We start from the raw sequence: 20,853 nt of genomic DNA on the forward strand, positions 1-20,853 counted from the left end.
GATAGGAACTGCTTGGAATATCGTGGCGGTCGATTGGATGTTTTTGGAAGGTAATTAAACAAAAAACCCAGCATTTACGCTGGGTTATAAAATATCTGTCGGACTTCCTTGGACTTCTTCGGTAGATTCGTTGGCGCCCCCAGGTGGAATCGAACCACCAATTCGCCCTTAGGAGGGGCGTGTTATATCCATTTAACTATGGAGGCGCGTCGGAGGTGCGCATTGTACCGGGCATGAGGGCGATGTGATAGATTGCCCGGCAGCACAATAACTAAAGTCAAGGAGGGGCCATGTTTGCCAATTTCGCCCGACGCCCGATTGCCCAGCAGCTGATCATGGCGACGATTTCAGCGTTTGTCGTCGTCTTCGCTGCGCTGATCGTGGTCATGCAGCAGAAGGCGGAGAGCGCCGCCATCGCCGTCAGCGAGCGCAATCTGGAGCACGAGGCCAAGCTGATGGCCGGCATGCTCGACTCCATCTATCAGTCGGTCAAGATCCGGGGTGAAAACGAGGCCCAGTTTTTCCGCAAGTATCTGGGGGGTGAGCCGGAGGCCGGCGCCGGCATGGTCAAGACGGGTGACGTCGAGTTGCCGGTCATCCGGCTCGGCAACGAGGTCATCAACGGTAACGACCGCCACATCAAGGGTTTCCGCGATCTGACGGGGAGCGATGCTGCCTTCCTGATGGTGCGCGACAACAAGGTCTATCGCCTCGCCACGCTGCTCAAGGACAAGGATGGCAAGCCGATGAACGGCGTGCCGCTACCGGATGGCGATCCGGTCGCCAAGGCGCTGCTGGCCGGCCAGGACTACCAGGGACTGGCGATTCGGGGCGGCAAGTACAACTTCAGCACCGTCAAGTTCCTGCGTGGTGCCGATGGCAAGCCGTGGCTGGCCTTCTCGGTACGCATTTCCCTCGAGAACGAGTTGAAGCGCATACGCGAGCAGTTCGGTTCGCTCGTTTCCGGCAAGACCGGCTATGCCTACATCGCCCGCCCGACCGACGAGAAGGGCATCGGCGAGTTCGTCATGCATCCGAAATTCCAGGAGAAGCAGATCGGTGAGTTGGATGTCCCGGCCCAGACCAAGGACATCCTGCGCCAGGTGTTGCAGCAGAAGAACGGCGTCTTCCGCTATCCCTTCGCCGATGCTTCGGGTGTCATGCGCGACAAGATCGTCGTTGCCGCGACCTCGGCGACCTGGGGCTGGACGGTCGCTACCGGTAGCTGGCTGGATGAGTACCTCGAGGAAAGCCGGGAGATGCGCAACATGCTCATCCTGGCCTGCGTGGTGGCTGCATTGCTGCTGGCGTTCATCGTGTACGGGCTGATCAGCTCGCGCCTGCGGGCGCTGAAGCAGATGGTGGCCGATGTCGAGCGCATTGCCGCCGGCGACCTGCGGACCGTGATCCATGGTGCCGAAGCCGACAGTCGCAACGAGGTGCATGTCATCGGCAACGCCTTCAACCACATGGCCCAGAGCATGCGCAACCTGGTGCAGGGCGTTGCCTCGACCTCCGCCCAGGTGGGCGTGGCGGCCGACGAGCTGCAGGCGGCGGCCCATGCCGCCCGCGAGTCCTCAGGCCAGGCCTCGACGTCGGCCTCCGGTATTGCCGCCTCGGTCGAGGAGTTGTCGGTCAGCATCACCCATGTCGCCGACAATGCCAACCAGGCTGCCGAGATTTCGGAAGAGGCCAAGCAGGTCACCAGCACCGGGCGCGACGTGGTCTATCGGGCGATGAACGAACTGGAGCGCGTGGCGCAGGACATTACCGAGTCGGCCAGCTTGATCGAATCGCTGGGCGAGCGCTCGAAGCAGATTTCCAGCGTCGTCGGCGTCATTCGCGAGATCGCCGACCAGACCAATCTGCTCGCCCTCAATGCGGCCATCGAGGCGGCACGCGCCGGCGAGCAGGGGCGCGGCTTTGCCGTGGTGGCCGACGAGGTGCGCAAGCTGGCCGAGCGTACTTCGTTGTCCACCCAGGAGATCGCCACCACCGTCTCGGCCATCCTCGACGAAACCGGCCGGGCGGTTTCCCGCATGCAGGATCTCAGCACCAACATGAGCGGCAGCGTGGACATGGCGCGACAGGCCGGTGATTCGCTGGAAACCATCGATCAGCGGGCGCAGCAGACGGTCGAAGTGGTGCACGGCATCGCCGACAGCACCCGCGAACAGAGCAGCGCCAGCCAGGAGATCGCCCGCCTCGTCGAGAACATCGCGCAGGCCGCCGAAGGCAGCAACAGCCGGGCCGTCCGCAACAGCGAACGGGCCCAGGAATTGCAGCGGCTGGCAGCCGAGCTGCGGGCGCAACTGGCGCGCTTTACCACCTGATCGCCCGCCAGGCGGTAAAATCAGCCTCTTCCCAACGCGGCGCCCTGCGGGGCGCCGTTTTCATTGCCGACCATGCCCTATCTCAAGCTCAACGATGCCTGCCTGGCCTATGGCCACGTTCCCCTGCTCGACCATGCCGATTTCCAGCTCGATCCCGGTGAACGGGTTGCCCTGATCGGCCGTAACGGGACCGGCAAATCCTCGCTGCTCGCTGCTCTGGCGGCCGGCACCGGCAAGGGCCGGCTGGATGACGGCGAAGTCTGGGTGCAGCCCGGCATCCGGGTCGGCTACGTGCCGCAGGAGCCGCCCTTCGATCCGACGATGACTGTCTTTCAGGCGGTTGTCTCCGGCATGGGTGAAACCTCGGCCTTGCTCGCCGAATACCACGATATCTCGCATCACCTGGCCGAAGGGCAGGGTGACCACGATGCGCTGCTCAGCCGCATGGATACCTTGCAGCATGAGCTGGAGTCGCGCGGTGCCTGGGCCTACGAGGCTCAGGCCGAGCGGGTGATCGACCGTTTCGGGCTCGATCCGGAAGCCCGTGTCGGCGCCCTGTCCGGGGGCCAGAAAAAGCGCCTGGCGCTGGCCCAGGCCCTGGCCGTGGCGCCCGAGGTGCTGCTGCTCGACGAACCGACCAACCATCTCGACATCGCCGCCATCGAGTGGCTGGAAAACCTGCTGATCGAAACCGGCGTCACGCTGTTCTTCATTACCCACGACCGTTCCTTCCTCGACCGCGTGTGTACCCGGATCGTCGAGCTTGATCGCGGCAAGCTGGCCAGTTTTCCGGGCAGCTTCGGCAAATACCAGGAGCGCAAGGAGGCCATGCTGCACGAGGAGTCGCTGGCCAATGCCCGCGCCGACAAGTTGCTCAAGGAAGAGGAAGTGTGGATCCGCAAGGGCGTCGAGGCCCGCCGGACGCGCGCCGTCTTCCGCGTCCAGCGTCTCGACAAGCTGCGCGCCGAGCGCCAGGCCCGGCGTGAGCGGCTGGGCAAGGTCAATCTGCAACTCGATGCCGGCGACAAGAGCGGCAAACTGGTCGCCGAACTGGAGCACGTCAACAAGGCATTCGGCAACCGCCAGGTGGTGCGCGATTTCTCGGCCCGCATCCAGCGTGGCGACAAGATCGGCCTGATCGGCCCCAACGGCGCCGGCAAGACGACGCTGCTCCGCCTCATCCTCGGCGAACTGCAGCCGGATTCCGGCCAGGTGCGCCAGGGGACGAAGATGGAAATTGCCTACTTCGACCAGTTCCGTACCCAGCTCAATCCGGATTCGACCCTGGCCGATGTGATTTCGCCGGGTTCGGATTACGTCGAGATCGGCGGCGCCCGCAAGCACGTCATCGGCTACCTGGAAGACTTCCTGTTCGCGCCGGAGCGGGCCCGTTCGCCGGTCAGCTCCCTGTCCGGTGGTGAGCGCAACCGCCTGCTGCTCGCCCGCCTGTTCGCCAAGCCGGCCAACGTGCTGGTACTCGACGAACCGACCAACGACCTCGATATCGAAACCCTCGAACTGCTCGAAGAGCTGCTGCAGAACTACGACGGCACGCTGTTCCTGGTCAGCCACGACCGAACTTTCCTCGATAACGTGGTGACGCAGACCATCGCCGCCGAGGGCGATGGCGTGTGGAAGGAATATGCCGGCGGTTACAGCGACTGGGCGGCCTACCGCGCCTCGCTGCCCAAGGAGCCGGCTACCCGCGTCAAGGCCGAGGCCAAACCAGCGGCCAAACCTGCCGAGGTGGCCAAGCCGAAGGCCGACAAGCTGTCGTGGAAGGAGCAGCGGGAACTCGAAGCGCTGCCCGGCAAGATCGCCGACCTCGAAGCGGAACAGGCGCAACTGACGCAGCGCCTTGAAGATCCGGCCATCTACCAGACCGATCCGGTCGCCGCGCAGAAGGCGGCCGAGCGGCTGTCGGCCATTGACGACGAACTGATGGCGCTGCTTGAACGCTGGGAAGCGCTGGAGGCCCGCACCGGCTGATCAGGGCTCCTGGCCGTCGGCCTCGCGGGCTGGCATGGGGGTCAGGCCGAGGCGCTGGCGCACCGCTTCCGGCGTGATGTGCAGCAGTTCGCCGATCTCCGCGTAGTCATCGGGCAGGGCCGGGTCATCCCAGTCGTGCGACGAATGGCGGGCCAGGCGGACGGCCAGTGCGACGTTCTTGACACGCGGCTGGTCGGCGTTGTCGTCGTCGATCAGGGTGCGCAGCAGTTCGGGCAGGTGCCAGACGCGGCAGAGTTCGCGCTGGATGTCGAGGAAAGTGAAGCCGAGCAACTGCTGCTGGGCATCGGCGCTGCGCATGCCTGGGTGGGTCTTGAGCTTTTCCTGCAGGGCCAGGCCGAGCTTGGGCGCCGAGCACCAGACGAGGATTTCCGCCAGATCGTGGAGCAGGGCGGCAATGCGCACTTCCTCCATGTTGATGTCGTGCCGCCAGATGGCCCATTCCTGGGCATAGTCGGCTGCCCGCTGCGCCCGCCGGATGACCTGCAGTACGCCGAGCAGGGCCTGCGGCCCGGCTTCCCTGACCTGGTCCTCGACGGTGAACAGTTCGGAAAAGCGGTGGAAGAAGGGCTCGATGCCGGCCATCATCACCGCGCTGGCGATGGTCGTGATGTCGCGTTGCAGCGCCCGGCCGCGCAGGGGCTGGATGTAGGCCAGCACGCGCACCGTCATGATCGGGTCCTGCAGAATCAGGTGGGCCAGTTCGCGGGCATCGACCCGGTCGAGGTCGGCCCGCATCTCGTCAAGCCGGCGTTTGGTGATGCGCAGCACGGGCAGCCCGTTGTTGCTGAATAACAGGGTCCAGGAATCGATATCGGGCAGGGCGTGGTCGAGCATGATCCGGAGGCCTTCGGGCGGGGTGGGTTTATGCGGCAGAGTGTAAGGGGGGCGGCAACGGCGGGCAAGCACGGTAGCGTGCGATAATCGCTGCCGCCTCAACCATTCCCGTTTCGCCATGCGCTACCAGATCGTCCCGGTTACCCCCTTCGAGCAGAACTGCACCGTCCTCTGGTGCGAAAAGACCCGTCAGGCGGCGGTGATCGACCCCGGTGGCGACATCGAGCGCATCCTGCGCCTGCTGGAGGACGAAAAACTGACCCTGGCCAGGATACTCGTCACGCATGGCCACATCGACCACGCCGGCGGCGTGGCCGCCCTGGTCGAACGAACCGGCGTGCCGGTCGAAGGGCCGCACGAGGAAGATCGCTTCTGGATCGAGGGCATGCCGCAGCAGAGCAAGATGTTCGGCTTCCCCAATGTGCGCAGCTTCGAGCCGAGCCGCTGGCTGCAGGGTGGGGACAAGGTGCGCTTTGGTGAGGTTGAGCTCGATGTGCTGCATTGTCCGGGTCATACGCCGGGCCATGTCGTGTTCTTCCACGCCCCGAGCCGCCTGGCTCAGGTTGGCGACGTGCTGTTCCAGGGCTCGATCGGCCGCACCGATTTCCCGCGCGGCGACCACGCGACGCTGATCCGCTCGATCAAGGAACAGCTCTTTCCGCTCGGCGATGATGTTGCCTTCATCCCCGGCCATGGCCCGATGTCGACCTTTGGCGAAGAGCGCCAGTACAACCCCTTCCTGTCGGGGCGTTTCGGCTGATCAGCCGGCGGTGCAGATCCTGGCAGCCCAGCTGATCGCGGCCAGTTGGGCGTCGAGATAATTCACCGGATCGATACCCAGCTTGCCGAGCTGGCTGGCAGCGGCAGTCAGCTCACGCTTGTCGGCAGCATCGATCGCTGCCAGGGCCGGCCCGAATGGGCCGGTGCGCGTGCCCAGTGCCTGTTGCGCGATTTCCGGCAACGGTAACTGGTGCAGGATGTCTGCCATCGGCATGTTGAGCAGCGTGTCGAGCAGTGAGAACGTGCCGATCATGAAGGCCAGGTCGCCGACGTTTTCCCAGGCCGGGTCGAGTGACAGGTCAGGGGCGAGCAGTTCGAGCAGGCGGCCGCGCACAGCGGCCTTCTGTAGCAACGGCGTCGGATGCTGGCCGTTGTTCGGGTCGGAATAGACCAGCAATTGCAGCCAGCGCTGCAATTGCCGGCGGCCAAGCAGGTTGATCGCCTGGCCGAAGCTGGTGATCGGGCTGCGTGGCGCCATGGCTGCCGAATTGACCAGGCGCAGCAGGCTATACGACAGCTTCGACTCCTCGCGGAAAATTTCTTCCAGTTCGTCGGTACTGGCATCGCCCTCGATCAGGCCGAGCAGCTTGAGCAGCTTGAGGCGCGTCATGTCGGCCTTGTGCTGGCCCGGGGTGCGGGCCAGCAGGTATTCGCCGGTGGTCAGTGTGCAGGCATTGGTCAGCGCCCAGTCACGGTCGCTCTGGGTGTGTGGTGCAGTGATGGCGACGATGGTGCGGCTGGCCATGCCGAGCAGCGTATAGGGCGGCAGGCTGCGGGCGTGGCTGGCGGTCAGCATCAGGTAATCCCAGGTGCCGCTGGCCGGCAGCTTGGCGCCCGGGCTGCTGGCCAGGGCGAGCTTCTGTCGGGCCTGGCGCAGGCTGCCTTCGAGGGCGGCCAGGGCTTCCTTTTCGGCTTCCGGCACATCGTCCGGAAAGACGATGACGGCGCGCTCCCCCAGGCTCTGCAGGGATGGAGAGTAGCTGCCGGCGGGCAGGAACCAGGTAAGGCGGTGATCGAAGGTATCGAGTTGCGGTGTGCCGGCCAGGTGCGCCAGTTGCTCCGGGCTATGGGTGCCGGTCGGCAATTCGACATTGAAGGCTGACCAGGCGTCATCCGGCCCCAGCATGGGGTGGACGAAGGCGTAGACAGTTTCGGTCATGGCGTGATCTCAGGGTAAGTCGTTATTTTTGGCAATGTTATCAAACTTGAGAGTCGTCGTCTTCGTGCGGCGACAAAATGTTTCCAAAGAACCGGGTGCGTGACCCGAAAAGGCAGCCCTTTATAATTCCGCCATGGTTCCACATTACTGGCCGCAGGCCGCCGAGGCCCTGGCTGGCCGCGATCCGCAGATGGCTGAACTGGTTGCCCGCTATCCCGGTGTTTCGCTGGTTTCGCGGGGCGACCCCTTTGGTACGCTGGCGCGCTCCATCGTCGGCCAGCAGATTTCGGTGAAGGCCGCCGATGCGGTATGGGCGCGCCTGGTCGCCGTGCTGGGCGAGGTTGCGCCGGGGCGCGTCGCCGAACTCGGGCTAGCGGGATTGGCCGGATGCGGGCTTTCCCAACGCAAGATCGAATACCTGAACGACCTGGCCCGGCATTTCCTGAACGGCCAGCTGCAGCCGGTGGCCTGGTCGCATCTCGACGACGATGCGATCATCGCTGAACTGGTCGCCGTGCGGGGCATCGGCCGCTGGACGGCAGAGATGTTCCTGATCTTCAACCTGATGCGGCCGGATGTCTATCCGCTCGACGACATCGGCCTGCAGCGCGCCGTCTTCCTGCGCTATTTCAACGGCGAGAAGCAACCGCGCCGGGTGCTGGCCGAAATCGGCGAGCGCTGGCGCCCCTGGCGCTCGGTGGCGACCTGGTATTTGTGGCGCAGCCTCGATCCGGTGCCGGTCGAGTATTGACCGGATGGCGTAACGGCCTTTGGGGTAAAATGCGCCCCAACTTTGAAAACGAGCAGTCCATGAAAACAAGTTTCCTCGACTTCGAGCAATCCATTGCCGACCTTGAAGCCAAGATCGAAGAACTGCGCTTCGTGCAGGATGATTCCGCCGTCGACATCTCGGAAGAGATCGAACGCTTGGAAAAGAAAAGCGGCCAGCTGACCAAGGACATCTACGCCAAGCTGACGCCGTGGCAGATTTCGCAGGTCGCACGCCATCCGCAGCGCCCGTATACGCTGGATTACGTGCAGCACATCTTCACCGATTTCGAAGAACTGCACGGCGACCGCGCCTTTGCCGACGATCATGCCATCGTCGGTGGCCTGGCCCGCTTCAACGGCCAGCCGGTGATGGTCATCGGTCACCAGAAGGGGCGCGATACCAAGGAAAAGATCTACCGCAACTTCGGCATGCCGCGCCCCGAAGGCTATCGCAAGGCGCTGCGCCTGATGAAGCTGGCCGAGAAATTCGGCATCCCGGTGATGACCTTCGTCGACACGCCGGGCGCCTATCCCGGCATCGACGCCGAGGAGCGTGGCCAGTCCGAGGCCATTGGCCGCAACCTGTACGTAATGGCCGAGCTGAAGGTGCCGGTCATCGTCACCATCATCGGTGAGGGCGGTTCCGGCGGCGCGCTGGCCATCGCCGTCGGTGACACCGTGCAGATGCTGCAGTATTCGACCTATTCGGTCATCTCGCCGGAAGGCTGCGCTTCCATCCTCTGGAAGAGCGCCGAGAAGGCGCCGGAAGCCGCCGAAACCATGGGTATCACGGCGCATCGCCTGAAAACCCTGGGCCTGGTCGACAAGGTGGTGAGCGAGCCGCTCGGCGGCGCCCATCGCGATCACGTCGCCATGGCACAAAATCTCAAGAAGGCCCTGCAGGAAGCCCTCAAGCAGCTCTCCGGGCTGTCCACCAGCGAACTGCTGGCGGCCCGCTACGAGCGGCTGATGAGCTATGGCCGCTACAAGGAACAGCCGGTCAAGTGACCTGCCGGCGCGGGTCGGCGCCTTTCTCGCCGCCCGCATTGGGCCCTCGGACACCTTGTCCGTCGGTCTTTCGGGCGGCTGCGATTCCGTCGTTCTGCTCCATGTCCTCTGCGCCCTCGATCTGATCGACCGTCTGCAGGCGATCCACGTCCACCACGGCCTGTCGCCCAACGCCGATGCCTGGGCCAATTTCTGCACGGATTACTGCCGCCGTCTCGGCGTGCCGCTCGTCCTGCGGCCAGTCGTCGTCGATACCGACAGCGGCAGTGGCCTCGAGGCAGCAGCGCGCGCGGCGCGTTACCAGGTCTTTGCCGAAGTGGCGGGCGACATCCTGCTGCTGGCCCATCATCGTGGTGACCAGGCCGAGACGGTGCTCTTCAACCTGCTCCGGGGTGCCGGTGTCACCGGAGCAGCCGGCATGCCGCTCGAACGGCGTTTCGGCGAGAAGCGCCTGCTACGGCCATTGCTTGGTGTGGCACGGGGCGAGATCGAAGTGTATGCCCGCCAGGCAGGGTTGGACTGGGTCGAAGATGAAAGCAACCGGGATATCGGCCTGACCCGCAACTACCTGCGTCACGAAGCGTTGGTCGCGCTGGGGCAGCGCTTTCCGGCAGCCGAAGCGGCGCTTGCCCAGGCGGCCGGCCATTTCGCCGAGGCCGGGGCATTGCTTGATGAACTGGCTGCGCTTGACTGGCAACGGGCGAGCGACGGCGATGGCGCGGCAATGTCGGCCCTGCGTCAGCTTTCCTTGCCCCGTCTGAAGAACCTGCTGCGCTACCGCCTGCGTGCGCTCGGCTGGCAGGTTCCGGTTGCCAGCCGGCTGGAGGAGTTCGCCCACCAACTGTTGACCGCTGCTCCCGACCGGCACCCGGAATTGCAGTTGCCGGACGGCCGGATGGTCGTTGCCCAGCGTTGCCTGCGCTGGTGTCCGGGAAAATAACATTCTGTTACCAAGCGCCTTTCCGGCGCGAATCCCCATCAGTTACAATCGAGAAATTACTTTTTTCATATACAGGCCATGATTACAGGATCCATTGTCGCCATCGTCACTCCCATGCAGGAAGATGGCAGCCTCGACCTGAATTCCTTCCGCAAGCTGCTCGACTGGCACGTGCAGGAAGGCACCGACGCGGTCGTCGTCGTCGGAACGACCGGCGAATCGCCGACGGTCAATGTCGAGGAGCATTGCGAACTGATCAAGGTCGCCGTCGAGCACGTCGCCGGCCGTATCCCGGTGATCGCCGGTACCGGCGGCAACTCCACCGCCGAAGCCATCGAGCTGACCGAATTCGCCAAGAAGGCCGGCGCCGACATGTCGCTGTCCGTCGTGCCCTACTACAACCGGCCGACCCAGGAAGGCATGTATCGCCACTTCAAGGCCATTGCCGAAGCGGTCGAACTGCCCATCCTGCTCTACAACGTGCCGGGCCGCACCGTGGCCGACATGTCCAACGACACCATCCTCCGCCTGGCCCAGGTGCCGGGCATCGTCGGCGTCAAGGATGCGACCGGCAACCTGGATCGTGCCTGCGACCTGATCGCTCGGGCACCGAAGGATTTCGGCCTGTACACCGGGGACGACATGACGGCCGTGGCGACCATCGCCCTCGGCTTCCATGGCGATATTTCGGTGACGGCCAACGTCGCGCCCCGCCTGATGCACGAGATGTGCGTCGCTGCTCGCCATGGCGACATGGCCAAGGCCCGCGAAATCCACTTCAAGCTGGTTGGCCTGCATCGCGACCTGTTCTGCGAAGCCAACCCGATTCCGGTCAAGTGGGCGGTGCACCAGCTCGGCCTGACGCCGAACGGCATCCGCCTGCCGCTGACCACCCTGTCCGAGGCCAGCCAGCCTCGCGTCCTGGCTGCTCTGCGCCAGGCCGGCCTGATCGCTTGATGCGGAGTAACAGCAACATGAACCGTCGGCTTTCCGGCCTTACCCTTTCCCTGCTTGCCGTCGCGCTGGCCGGGTGCAGCATGCTCCCCGAATCGCGCAAGATCGAATACAAATCGGCCGGCAAGGTGCCGACCCTGGAAATCCCGCCCGACCTGTCGCAGATCGCCCGCGACGACAAATATCTGGTACCCGACGCCGCCGGCAAGGGAACCGCTACCTTCTCGGCCTACAGCGCCGACCGCACGCCGCAAGCCCAGGCGCAGAGCACGGCTGTCCTGCCGCAGGTCGACAAGGTGCGTGTCGAGCGTTCCGGCAACCAGCGCTGGCTGGTCGTCGCCGCACCGGCCGACAAGCTGTGGGACACGGTCAAGGATTTCTGGCAGGAAACCGGCTTCATCATCAACGTCGAGCGTCCCGAGGCTGGTGTGATGGAAACCGACTGGGCGGAAAACCGTGCCAAGATCGGCCAGGATTTCATTCGCAACACGCTCGGCCGACTGCTCGATTCGCTATACTCGACCGGCGAGCGCGACAAGTTCCGCACCCGCTTCGAACCGGGTGCCACGCCGGGAACGACCGACATCTTCATCAGCCATCGCGGCATGGAAGAGGTTTACACCTCCTCGGCCAAGGATGACACCCGCTGGCAGCCGCGTGCCGCCGACCCGGAACTGGAAGCCGAAATGCTGCGCCGCCTGATGGTGCGCCTGGGCTCCGAGGAAAAGCGGGCCGAAGCCTCGCTGGCCGCCGTCAAGGCCGAGCCGCGCGCCAAGCTGGCCAAGTCGGACGACGGTGCGGGCACTCTGGAGGTCTTCGAGCGCTTCGACCGCGCCTGGCGTCGTGTCGGCCTGGCGCTTGACCGCGTCGGCTTCACCGTTGAAGACCGCGACCGTACGCGCGGCCTGTATTTCGTCCGCTATGTCGATCCGGACGCCGACAATCGCAGCAAGAAGGATACCGGCCTGTTGTCCAAGCTGGCTTTCTGGAAGAGCGACGCGCCGGTCAATACCAATGCCCAGTATCGCATCCATGTCAGCGAGGATGGGCAGCAGAGCGTCGTCAAGGTGCTCTCGGCTGAAGGCGGTACCGACAAGTCGGAAACCGCAAAGAAAATCCTCGGACTGCTCCTCCAGCAGTTGCAGTGATGCGTTTCGCCTCGCTCGGCAGCGGCAGCGCGGGTAATGCGCTGCTTGTCGAAGCCGGGGCGACCTGCCTGATGCTCGATTGCGGCTTCGGGTTGCGGGAAACCGTGACCCGGCTGCAACGCCTTGGCCGGCAAGCGACTGATCTCGCCGGCATCGTCGTGACCCACGAACATGGCGACCATGTCGGCGGGGTTTTCCGCTTGGCACGCAAGTACGGGCTCCCCGTCTGGCTGACGCACGGCACCTGGGCGGCCTGCGCGGCCGATGATGCCGGGCTCGACCTGCGCATCATCGACAGCCATCGTTCGTTCGCCGTCGGCGAACTGGAAGTGGCCCCTTTCCCTGTGCCGCACGATGCGCGTGAGCCTGTCCAGTATGTCTTTGCCGCCCATGGCAGACAGCTGGGTGTGTTGACCGATGCCGGTCAGACAACGCCGCATGTTTGCGACATGTTGTCGGGGTGTGACGGGATGGTCCTCGAATTCAATCACGATGGCGAGATGCTCGCCCGCTCGACCTACCCGGCTTCGCTCAAGCGGCGCATCGCGGGGCGCCGGGGGCATCTCGAAAATGGCGCCGCCGCGGCCCTCTTGCGGCAGATCGATTGCCGTGGGCTGCAGCATCTGGTGGCGGCCCATCTCAGTGAGCGCAACAACGTGCCGGAAACGGTGCGCGGCCTGCTCGGCGAAGTGTTTGCCGGAGCAGCGGTGGAACTCGGGGTGGCAACCCAGGAAACTGGATTCGACTGGCGCTGCCTGGCCTGATACAAGATTTCAGGCAATAAAAAACGGGGCCGCAGCCCCGTTTTTACGGAAGAAAGAAGGATTACTTCTTTTCTTCGGCCGGCTTGGCGGCTTCCATGCCAGCCATACCAGCTTGCTCGGCCGGCTTGGCGGCTTCCATGCCAGCCATACCAGCTTGCTCGGCCGGCTTGGCGGCTTCCATACCAGCCATACCAGCTTGTTCAGCCGGCTTGGCTTCCGGAGCCGGGGCAGCAGCCGGAGCGGGGGCCGGGGCCGGAGCAGCAGCCGGCTCTTCCTTCTTGCCACAGGCGGTCAGGGCAACAGCCAGCAGGGCGGCGACGAGAATAGACTTATTCATGGGATTTCCTTATCGACAAGAACCAAAAAATTCTGAATTTTGGGAGATCAGGAGCTACCTGATCAGCACACGATTATAGCAACAAAATTGCCGGGAGAGCGCGCCATTTGTTGCAATGCGGAATGGCGGACGAATAGCGAAGCCGATTGTTCACGAGCGATCGGCTGGCATCGCGACCCCGGATGGGCGGCGCGCAGCGCCTCGGATGTCGCATTGCGACATTGTGCGGCAGGGCGCTGGTTGCCTTACAGGCCGACGACCGAGTTGGTGATGCGTTCGCCGCCTTCTGCCCAGATTTCCTCAAAACGGGTGAGATAAGGACGCAACTCGTCGGCTTCGTCGATCAGCAATTTACTACGCGGCAGATCGCGTTCGAAACGGATCAGGGCGTGCTTGCCGTCGACAATCAGCATGCTGTCGCGCAGATGGGCGATCTGGGACGGTGTTTCCTGCGCCGTGGCGAGGTGGCCATAGGTGGTCAGCAGGTTCTGCAGGCGCGGATGGGCGTGCCGGAGCGGACCGCCGTTTCGCACAGCGATGCGCAGGACAGGGGCGGGCTGGCCGGCCAGCAGGCGCTTGAGGTGATCGAGGCGGGCTGACGATTCCAGTTTCAGGTTGGTCAGGTCCTCGTCGTAGATGCAGATGCGGTGGCAGGCAATCGCCAGCATTCGGTCGATTGCTGTCTGGTATTCCGCCCAGGTGGTGATCAGTTCGCGAGCCATGGCGCTTAGTGTAACCGATTGATAAAATTCGCGCTTTTTTGCGGAGTAGACCGTGCCGATCGGGACTATCGTATCGCTGGACCACGAAGCGCGCGGCATTGCCCGCCAGGAGGGCAAGACCATCTTCGTCGATGGCGCCCTGCCCGGAGAAACCGTCGAATATGCCAGCTTCCGGCGCAAGCCGAATTACGAACTGGCCCACCTGGTCAGCGTCCTGAAGCCGTCGGCGGCCCGCGTCCAGCCCCGCTGCCCGCATTTCGGCATCTGCGGCGGCTGCGCCATGCAGCATATCGAGCCGAGCGCTCAGGTCGCCGCCAAGCAGCGCGTGCTGGAAGACAGCCTGTGGCACATCGGCCGCGTGCGGCCGGAAAGCATCCTGCCGCCAATCCATGGCGAAGCGTGGGGATATCGCCACCGGGCGCGTCTCTCGGTGCGCAAAGTCGAGCGCAAGGGGGGCATGCTGATCGGTTTCCATGAAAAGCGCAGCAGCTACATCGCCGACATGGAAACCTGCGCCATTCTGCCGCCGCATGTCTCGGCACTGTTGATGCCGCTGCGCGAACTGATCGGTTCGCTGTCCATCGCCGAGCGCCTGCCGCAGCTAGAACTGGCTGTTGGCGAGCATTGCACGGTCTTCGTCCTGCGCATCCTTGAGCCGCTGACTGCGGCGGACGAACAGCGGCTGCGCGATTTCGCCGACCGCTACCGGATCATTTTCTACCTGCAGCCGAAGGGGCCGGATTCGGCCTACCGTTTCCATCCGGTCGACGGGCCGCGCCTTTCCTACACCCTGCCGGAATTCGGGCTGGAGCTCGATTTCAAGCCAACCGACTTCACCCAGGTCAATCATGCGGTGAATCGCATCCTGGTTCGCCGGGCGCTTGGGCTGCTCGACCCGCAGCCGGGCGAGCGGATCGCCGACATGTTCTGCGGCCTGGGCAATTTCACCTTGCCGATTGCCCGCTCCGGAGCCCGTGTCGTCGGCGTCGAAGGCAGCCCGGCGCTGGTCAAGCGCGGGCGCGAAAGTGCCGTCGCCAACGGGTTGGGCCAGCGTGTGGAATTCGGTGTCGCCAACCTGTTCGAGTGCACGGAGGCTTCACTGGCCAAGCTCGGGCGTTTCGACAAGATGCTGATCGACCCGCCACGCGAGGGGGCCATCGAGCTGATCAAGGCGCTGGGGGCGGATGCGCCGCGGCGCATCGTCTATGTCTCGTGCAATCCGGCGACGCTGGCCCGCGACGCTGCGGTGCTGGTCTCGGTCAAGGGCTATCGTTTCATCTCGGCGGGGGTCATGAACATGTTCCCGCATACGGCGCACGTCGAATCCATCGCCGTTTTCGAACGGCCCTGAGGGGCGGTCGTCGGGCAAGAAAAAGGGCAGCCCCGGGCTGCCCTTGACGTCTCCGGAGCAGTGCCTGCTCAGTCGCGTTCGCCGGTGAAGGCCATGATCAGCTGCAGCAGGCTGACGAAGACGTTGTAGATGTCGAGATAGACGGCTAGCGTGGCGCTGACGTAGTTGGTCTCGCCGCCCTGCACGATGCGGCTGATGTCGTACAGGATGTAGGCCGAGAAGATGCCGACGGCGGCTACCGCGATGGTCAGTGACAGAGCCGGCACCTGGAAGAAGATGTTGGCGACGGCGGCGAGCAGGATCAGGATCATGCCGGCGAACAGGAACTTGCCCATGCCGGTGAAATCGCGCTTGCTGACGGCGGCGATCGATGACAGCGTGAAGAAGATGGCACCCGTGCCGCCAGCGGCCAGGGCGATCATCGACCCGCCATTGGAAAAGCCCAGTGCCACCTGCAGGATGCGCGACAGCATGAGCCCCATGAAGAAGGTGAAGCCGAGCAGCAAGGCGACGCCGAGGCCGCTGTTCTTGTTCTTCTCGATACCCCACATGAAGCCCCAGGCGATGCCGAGGAAGAGCACGAAGGAGATCATCGGGCTACCGGCGAAGAAGCTGAACCCCATCTGGATGCCGGCCATGGCGCCGAGCACCGTCGGGATCATCGACAGGCCGAGCAGCATGTAGGTGTTGCGCAGGACGCGATTCTGACCGAGCGCGACATCGGCAGAGGTCTGGCGGGCAAACTCGTATTGGGTGGTCATTCGGGCATACTCCTTCGGTTGTTTCGTTAAAGGCTAAGACTAGCCGAGTGAGCTGGAAGTTTCAACGAAGCGCCGGTGCCGGGCACGGGTGCGTCGGTGTGACTGTGCTATCATGCGCGGCTCAGGCGGCTGAGGCAGGATGCCGCGCTGACCGATTGCAGGGGGTTTGGGTGAGTGGTTTAAACCAGCAGTCTTGAAATTTGTTGGGGGTAGTGCATCGGAGGTGTGGCAGAGTGGTCGATTGCACCGGTCTTGAAAACCGGCAAGGGGAAACCCTTCGTGAGTTCGAATCTCACCGCCTCCGCCAATAAAAACAAGGACTTGGTGTTTGTTGCGCAGCCAAGAAAAAGCCAGATGTTAAAAAGCACACGCTGGGTCAAATTCTGCGCCAATCACTGACAAGCAACAGCGAGCGGTAAGCAGATAGTAAGCGCACAAGGAACAGGCCGTGCCCATGCAGTACCAACAGGCTTTTCCTATTGATTTCGACGTGTGTTCCGCGCTGGGCAGCTCTGTATCTATTTCAAGGCCTACATGTGTTTAGCTTTGATGATACAAATCGGTTTGGGAAGGTCTTGGCGTTGGAGGTGCGATGGGCCCATTCGTACGCCGACATGCGCCACGGAAAGGCCGATCGTGAACGCCGGGAAAACTTTCGAAATGCTGCTTCTGGAAGAAGGTTGCTAGGTATCCCTTCCAATAGGCTTTGGTGGGCATTTCGTATTTCCGTGCGTAAGGGATGGGACGTTCCCTTGATGTTGATAACATTGCCAAGACCATCATAGACTCGTTCTGCCTTAGTCAGATCGACAGTGATGGCTCTTCTTTCACCGAACTTGGCCTACATCTCGACGATACGTTCGCTCATGTTCGTATCTTGCAGGTTCTTGGTGGTCGCAGTGAAACCACTGATTCAACACTGATCGAAATATTTGCCTGTGTGCAGGACTGTAAGTACTACCCCTTCAGTCATTTAGTGCGCGAAACTGAACTGCTCTTCAAAGCAGCGTCCCGATATATTGGCTAGGCGCACTGTCGGCCAGCATAGTGTCGATGGATTGTCGCGCCAAGTTGTGGCCTTTCGGGAAGCGTGACTTTGGATATTTGCGACAACATACCCATGACATTAAGAGCGGCGCAGCATGATATTATCATGCAAGTAGGCGCCTCCGTGAGAGGTACTATATTTCGAGTCATCTTCCTGCTCATTCATAATGACTATAGAGAATTGTAGGCGTGCAGACGAATTAAAGCTGCGACAAATTTGCAAGTTGCTCTGCACTACGGGGATTCGTTCCCCATTGACTATGGAGCGGGTTAAAACTTGGCTAAACCAGTTTTTAACTGAGCAAGAAAAGATACTCGGTTTGCTTATCCTCCGTCATTTGGTTTTTAGAACCAATGACCAGCTTGTTTCTTCGTTGCGGCAGGCGTTACGTAGAGCCGGCAAATATTTTTTGCCTTCTGATCTGAATCCAGAAGTAGCCAACTGGAAGGATGTAATCGAGGGGCGAGTAGATTCCATAGAGATGATTTATGGGCCTCCGACGCATGACTACACTCCACCGGGAAAAAGCGGGGAATTAATTGTAAGAGTTCTGACGTCAAAACTTGGAATAAAAAAAGGCCAGCTTCAATATCCTGTGCAAATAACCAATCTGACGCCGAAGGAGCGCTATTTGCTTGTCGATGATGGTGTATATACTGGCGATCAACTGTCGGATTTTATTTCTCAGCGAGGCGGTTTTCTTGCAGATGGTGATCAGTCGGGAATAGTTGTTGCGCTTGCCCACGAAACCGCAATAAATAAATTTTCCGAAAAATTCCCAAAATTGCCTATTTTTTATGGTGAAATGCTCACGAAAAGTGACGGATTTTCGGCGCTTTCGCGCGTTTGGGTAGATAGCGGTGTTTGGCCATATACTGATATCAGCCCGGAAGATTTGTATATGAAAATATATGAAAGACATGAGCCATTTGAGAAAAATAGCCCATTAGGGTACGGAAATTTGGGATTGCTTGTTGCATATGAGCACGGTATTCCAGATGACTCTGTCGAACTGTTGTGGGGGGTGTCAGCCACTTGGACCCCTTTGATCGGTAGGTAAATCATGTTGCCAATCGTTGATCACACTATCCTGTCGAAAACTAGAGCAGAGGAGCACGATGCTGATGTCTGGGGGAAGTTTTTTATTCCGCCATATTTCACTCGCCTCGCACTAAAGACGGCAACCAAATCAACCTATATTGTGGGAAAGCGCGGTTGCGGGAAGACAATGCTTCTGAAATATCTCGACTATCATACGGCTTTCTCAAATAGGCGTACTGATATTGATCGAGATGAAATCCAGCATATCGGTATCTATTGGCGCGTCGACACCCAATTCTGCAATTCGCTACACCATCGTGGATTAAGTGAGGCGGATTGGATTTCGATTTTCGAAAACTACTTTGCCTTGGTTATATCGGTAGAACTAATTAGATCAATTAGGGCTGTTGCCCTTAGTAGTTATCCGGATTTTTCAGAAGATAATTTTAATTCTTTGAGATTTCCTTCGGTCAAAGATTTCCATCCAGATTTTCCGGTTTCGCCAAATGACCTTGAAAGATATCTAGAAGGCCGGCGAAGGGCGTTTAGTACATGGATATCCAATATGGCGTCCATGGAGCGCCCTTTGCTACCTCCAGGGAAATTCTTTCTTGATTCGCTGATAAGTGATATAAAAGAATCGACAGGATTGGAGGGTGCCTCGTTCTATATTTACGTTGACGAGGTTGAGAATCTGGTTCCTTATCAAAGGCGTGTATTAAATTCGTTTTTGAAGCATAGCCAGCGGCCTTTGATTATTAGCTTTACATCGAAAGAGCTTTCTGGTGAGTCGAGAACCACTGGTCCAGAGTCCATCAATGCAACCCACGATTTTCGTTTGCTTGTCTTAGATGAGTTAATGGATGAGACGGAGCGCCAGATATTCTTTGCCGAAGTATTTCTTGCAAATCTAGACTTGGCCGAAGCTAATCAGGCCAGCGAGTTGCTGCGCACCGTAAGGACTTTAGACTGTTTGGCAGGCAGGCAGTCCAATGAATATCGAAAAAGAATTCTTGATGAGATTAGAGCAAAATTCCCAACCTTAGGTGATAAGGAGTTTGCGCAGGAGGCGGTTGGAAAAGATCGTATATTAAATATACTCAAAGAGCGTATTAAAAAGGCTCTAGATGACGCAAATTCGAGTATTTCGCCCGACGCCTTTTTAAAATATTCTCACATTGGCGAAGCTTTGATCGTCGTGCCCGCGCTATTAAACCGGCAACGCCTACAGCCAGAGCAGGTTCTCGCCGAGCTAGCGCTATATGATTCTGCTAGGACTGGGAAGTTTAGTACTAGTTGGATTCATAATAATTTGGTTGGCTCGTTGCTGGAGGCCTATCGGCCGTATCGACAAGAGTGTCCCATATATAGTGGGTTCGACACATTTTGTACAATGGCCAATAACAATCTCAGGCATTTTTTGATTCTTTGTTACAAAGCGCTTGAAATCTCTGAGTTGAAAGACGAGGAAGCCGATGTCTTCCCTGTTTCTACTCAAGCGAGAGCTGCATATGAAGCAGCTGATCAGTTAATCCGTGAAATCAAAACATTTGGGGAGTTCGGCGAGCGCTTGAGAATGTTTGTCTTGCGATTGGGGAGCCTATTTAGGGCGCTTCAGGCAAAGCCGGCAATGAGCGAGCCAGAACAGAACCAATTTACAATAAACTCGGGTAACAGGCCTTTGGATGAAAGCGAGTTGTTGTTTATTGGCGAGGCTAAGAAATACGCAATACTAATCGAACAGCTCGAGACAAAAGCAAAGGGGGAAATTGGTGACGATATTATTGATTACCAACTCAACCCAATTTATGCGCCATATTTCTGGATTAGCTACAGAAGAAAGCGCAAGATATCTCTTTCTGTTGAAGATTTCCATGTGTTGGCAGTTGGCACTGAAAACGAATATCGGGAATTGGCCGGGAAATTAGTTAAAACCGATGGTCGATCATCGTCAGGGCTGCAATTGGATCTCATGTTATGACTTCTCCAGTGATTTTCTCGTCAGAGGCTTACTCCGATCCCGGAAAAATACCATTCGCACATCCCACGGTTCTTTTTCACGGACATGCTGTCGATGAACGTGAGGAATCCGCGATACAACTCGGTGGTGATGCGGTCGTAAGGAGAGTTAAGGTTGCCTACGATAGCCAAACCATGACTCTTAAAATCGGAGATGGCGACGTAGGCGCAGATGATTGTTGTGAATTGTTTGGCAAATATATTTCAGATGCCAACATAGTGCTAGAGGCAACCTCGATGGATTTTTCCGAGTTGCTGTGTACTATCAGAGCGCTAATTGAGCTTGGAGTCTCTCGATTTCAAGTACTTTATTTGGAGCCTCAAGACTACAGCAGAAGCAATCATGGAAATGATCTATTTGCGCTTTCGGAATTGATAGTTGGCTATCGCCCAATACCTCATGCGGTCGTGGATCTTTCTAGTGATGACGTCGAAGCCGGTGTTTTTTTTCTTGGATATGAGCCAGAAAGGTTAGAGCGGGCTCTTGAAGAATATCAAATGATCGGGTCGAAAGAAATTAAAGTGGTATTTGGCGTCCCCGCTTTTAAACCCGGCTGGGAGTTAAATTCAATTGTCCCCCACCTGTCGATCTTGAATGATAAAAGTTCATTCCAGGTAGCCTACTGTGCCGCAAATGATCCTGGTTCCGCTTTTGATTGCCTCGAAGAAACTCGGCTTTCGCTTCAAATGGGAAATCGTATGTTTGTCGCCCCGATTGGAACTAAGCCCTGTGGAATAGCATCAGCAATTTTTGCTAGCTTATTTCCCGATCAGGTTGGGGTTCTTTACGATCACCCGAAGAAAAAAGAAGAGCGTTCTAAAGGCGTTAGCGTTGGCCACCGGTACGTGGTTTCAATTCAAAATCAAACGTAG

General features: G+C 59.8%; 19 protein-coding genes and 2 tRNA genes. 15 read left to right on the forward strand and 6 right to left on the reverse strand.

What is annotated here, in order from left to right; all coding sequences use genetic code 11:
- Positions 1-131: 131 nt before the first annotated feature.
- A tRNA-Arg gene (locus tag K420_RS0109320) sits at positions 132-206 on the reverse strand.
- 84 nt (positions 207-290) lie between these two features.
- On the opposite strand from K420_RS0109320, the gene K420_RS19685 reads away from it, so the two are divergent.
- Both K420_RS19685 and K420_RS0109330 read left to right on the forward strand, forming a co-directional pair.
- On the forward strand, positions 291-2,333 hold the full coding sequence (locus K420_RS19685; RefSeq protein WP_051453037.1) for a methyl-accepting chemotaxis protein: 2,043 nt from the start codon (positions 291-293) through the stop codon (positions 2,331-2,333).
- A gap of 72 nt (positions 2,334-2,405) precedes the next feature.
- Complete coding sequence (locus K420_RS0109330) at positions 2,406-4,322, forward strand: ATP-binding cassette domain-containing protein (RefSeq protein ID WP_027457828.1); 1,917 nt, start codon at positions 2,406-2,408, stop codon at positions 4,320-4,322.
- On the opposite strand, the gene K420_RS0109335 is transcribed toward K420_RS0109330, so the two are convergent.
- The gene (locus tag K420_RS0109335; protein ID WP_027457829.1) at positions 4,323-5,177 is read right to left on the reverse strand and encodes an HDOD domain-containing protein; all 855 of its coding nucleotides are present in this window, start codon (positions 5,175-5,177) and stop codon (positions 4,323-4,325) included.
- Between the two features lie 118 nt (positions 5,178-5,295).
- On the opposite strand from K420_RS0109335, the gene K420_RS0109340 reads away from it, so the two are divergent.
- Positions 5,296-5,937, forward strand: coding sequence for an MBL fold metallo-hydrolase (locus K420_RS0109340; protein WP_027457830.1), 642 nt, complete (start codon positions 5,296-5,298; stop codon positions 5,935-5,937).
- Here the strand turns inward: K420_RS0109340 and K420_RS19690 are convergent, their stop codons facing one another.
- Positions 5,938-7,116: an EAL and HDOD domain-containing protein gene (locus tag K420_RS19690; protein ID WP_051453038.1), complete on the reverse strand. Its 1,179-nt coding sequence runs from the start codon at positions 7,114-7,116 to the stop codon at positions 5,938-5,940.
- A 133-nt stretch (positions 7,117-7,249) separates the two neighbouring features.
- On the opposite strand from K420_RS19690, the gene K420_RS0109350 reads away from it, so the two are divergent.
- The 6 genes from K420_RS0109350 to K420_RS0109375 all read left to right on the forward strand — a co-directional run bounded on the left by K420_RS0109350 (position 7,250) and on the right by K420_RS0109375 (position 12,701).
- The gene (locus tag K420_RS0109350; RefSeq protein WP_027457831.1) at positions 7,250-7,867 is read left to right on the forward strand and encodes a DNA-3-methyladenine glycosylase family protein; all 618 of its coding nucleotides are present in this window, start codon (positions 7,250-7,252) and stop codon (positions 7,865-7,867) included.
- A gap of 59 nt (positions 7,868-7,926) precedes the next feature.
- Positions 7,927-8,895, forward strand: a complete 969-nt coding sequence (locus tag K420_RS0109355; RefSeq protein WP_027457832.1) for an acetyl-CoA carboxylase carboxyltransferase subunit alpha — start codon at positions 7,927-7,929, stop codon at positions 8,893-8,895.
- A 55-nt stretch (positions 8,896-8,950) separates the two neighbouring features.
- Positions 8,951-9,835 (forward strand): tRNA lysidine(34) synthetase TilS, encoded by an 885-nt coding sequence (gene tilS, locus K420_RS18550; protein ID WP_051453039.1) that lies wholly within the window; start codon positions 8,951-8,953, stop codon positions 9,833-9,835.
- Between the two features lie 78 nt (positions 9,836-9,913).
- Positions 9,914-10,792 (forward strand): 4-hydroxy-tetrahydrodipicolinate synthase, encoded by an 879-nt coding sequence (gene dapA / locus K420_RS0109365; protein ID WP_027457833.1) that lies wholly within the window; start codon positions 9,914-9,916, stop codon positions 10,790-10,792.
- A gap of 17 nt (positions 10,793-10,809) precedes the next feature.
- Positions 10,810-11,937, forward strand: a complete 1,128-nt coding sequence (gene bamC, locus K420_RS0109370; RefSeq protein WP_027457834.1) for an outer membrane protein assembly factor BamC — start codon at positions 10,810-10,812, stop codon at positions 11,935-11,937.
- On the forward strand, positions 11,937-12,701 hold the full coding sequence (locus K420_RS0109375) for an MBL fold metallo-hydrolase (RefSeq protein ID WP_027457835.1): 765 nt from the start codon (positions 11,937-11,939) through the stop codon (positions 12,699-12,701). Before bamC ends, K420_RS0109375 begins: the two co-directional genes overlap by 1 nt.
- Positions 12,702-12,762: 61 nt before the next feature.
- On the opposite strand, the gene K420_RS0109380 is transcribed toward K420_RS0109375, so the two are convergent.
- Positions 12,763-13,038 carry a hypothetical protein gene (locus K420_RS0109380; RefSeq protein ID WP_027457836.1) on the reverse strand — a complete coding sequence of 92 codons (276 nt, stop codon included), beginning with the start codon at positions 13,036-13,038 and terminating at the stop codon, positions 12,763-12,765.
- A 245-nt stretch (positions 13,039-13,283) separates the two neighbouring features.
- Positions 13,284-13,760, reverse strand: coding sequence for a DUF7931 domain-containing protein (locus tag K420_RS0109385; protein WP_027457837.1), 477 nt, complete (start codon positions 13,758-13,760; stop codon positions 13,284-13,286).
- A gap of 52 nt (positions 13,761-13,812) precedes the next feature.
- Here K420_RS0109385 and rlmD point away from each other — a divergent pair, with 52 nt between their 5' ends.
- On the forward strand, positions 13,813-15,111 hold the full coding sequence (rlmD, locus tag K420_RS0109390) for a 23S rRNA (uracil(1939)-C(5))-methyltransferase RlmD (protein WP_027457838.1): 1,299 nt from the start codon (positions 13,813-13,815) through the stop codon (positions 15,109-15,111).
- Positions 15,112-15,179: 68 nt separating this feature from the next.
- Here rlmD and K420_RS0109395 read toward each other — a convergent pair whose 3' ends face one another.
- Positions 15,180-15,872 carry a Bax inhibitor-1/YccA family protein gene (locus K420_RS0109395; RefSeq protein ID WP_027457839.1) on the reverse strand — a complete coding sequence of 231 codons (693 nt, stop codon included), beginning with the start codon at positions 15,870-15,872 and terminating at the stop codon, positions 15,180-15,182.
- 219 nt (positions 15,873-16,091) lie between these two features.
- On the opposite strand from K420_RS0109395, the gene K420_RS0109400 reads away from it, so the two are divergent.
- The 5 genes from K420_RS0109400 to K420_RS20455 all read left to right on the forward strand — a co-directional run bounded on the left by K420_RS0109400 (position 16,092) and on the right by K420_RS20455 (position 20,853).
- Positions 16,092-16,179 (forward strand) — tRNA-Ser (locus K420_RS0109400).
- 432 nt (positions 16,180-16,611) lie between these two features.
- Positions 16,612-16,899 carry a hypothetical protein gene (locus tag K420_RS20700; RefSeq protein WP_198293825.1) on the forward strand — a complete coding sequence of 96 codons (288 nt, stop codon included), beginning with the start codon at positions 16,612-16,614 and terminating at the stop codon, positions 16,897-16,899.
- A 280-nt stretch (positions 16,900-17,179) separates the two neighbouring features.
- Positions 17,180-17,980, forward strand: coding sequence for a phosphoribosyltransferase-like protein (locus K420_RS20450; RefSeq protein WP_456297582.1), 801 nt, complete (start codon positions 17,180-17,182; stop codon positions 17,978-17,980).
- A gap of 3 nt (positions 17,981-17,983) precedes the next feature.
- Positions 17,984-19,942 carry an ORC-CDC6 family AAA ATPase gene (locus tag K420_RS0109415; protein ID WP_035854670.1) on the forward strand — a complete coding sequence of 653 codons (1,959 nt, stop codon included), beginning with the start codon at positions 17,984-17,986 and terminating at the stop codon, positions 19,940-19,942.
- The gene (locus tag K420_RS20455; RefSeq protein WP_157275050.1) at positions 19,939-20,853 is read left to right on the forward strand and encodes a hypothetical protein; all 915 of its coding nucleotides are present in this window, start codon (positions 19,939-19,941) and stop codon (positions 20,851-20,853) included. Before K420_RS0109415 ends, K420_RS20455 begins: the two co-directional genes overlap by 4 nt.

The organism is Dechloromonas agitata is5, assembly GCF_000519045.1.
Lineage (GTDB): Bacteria > Pseudomonadota > Gammaproteobacteria > Burkholderiales > Rhodocyclaceae > Azonexus > Azonexus agitatus.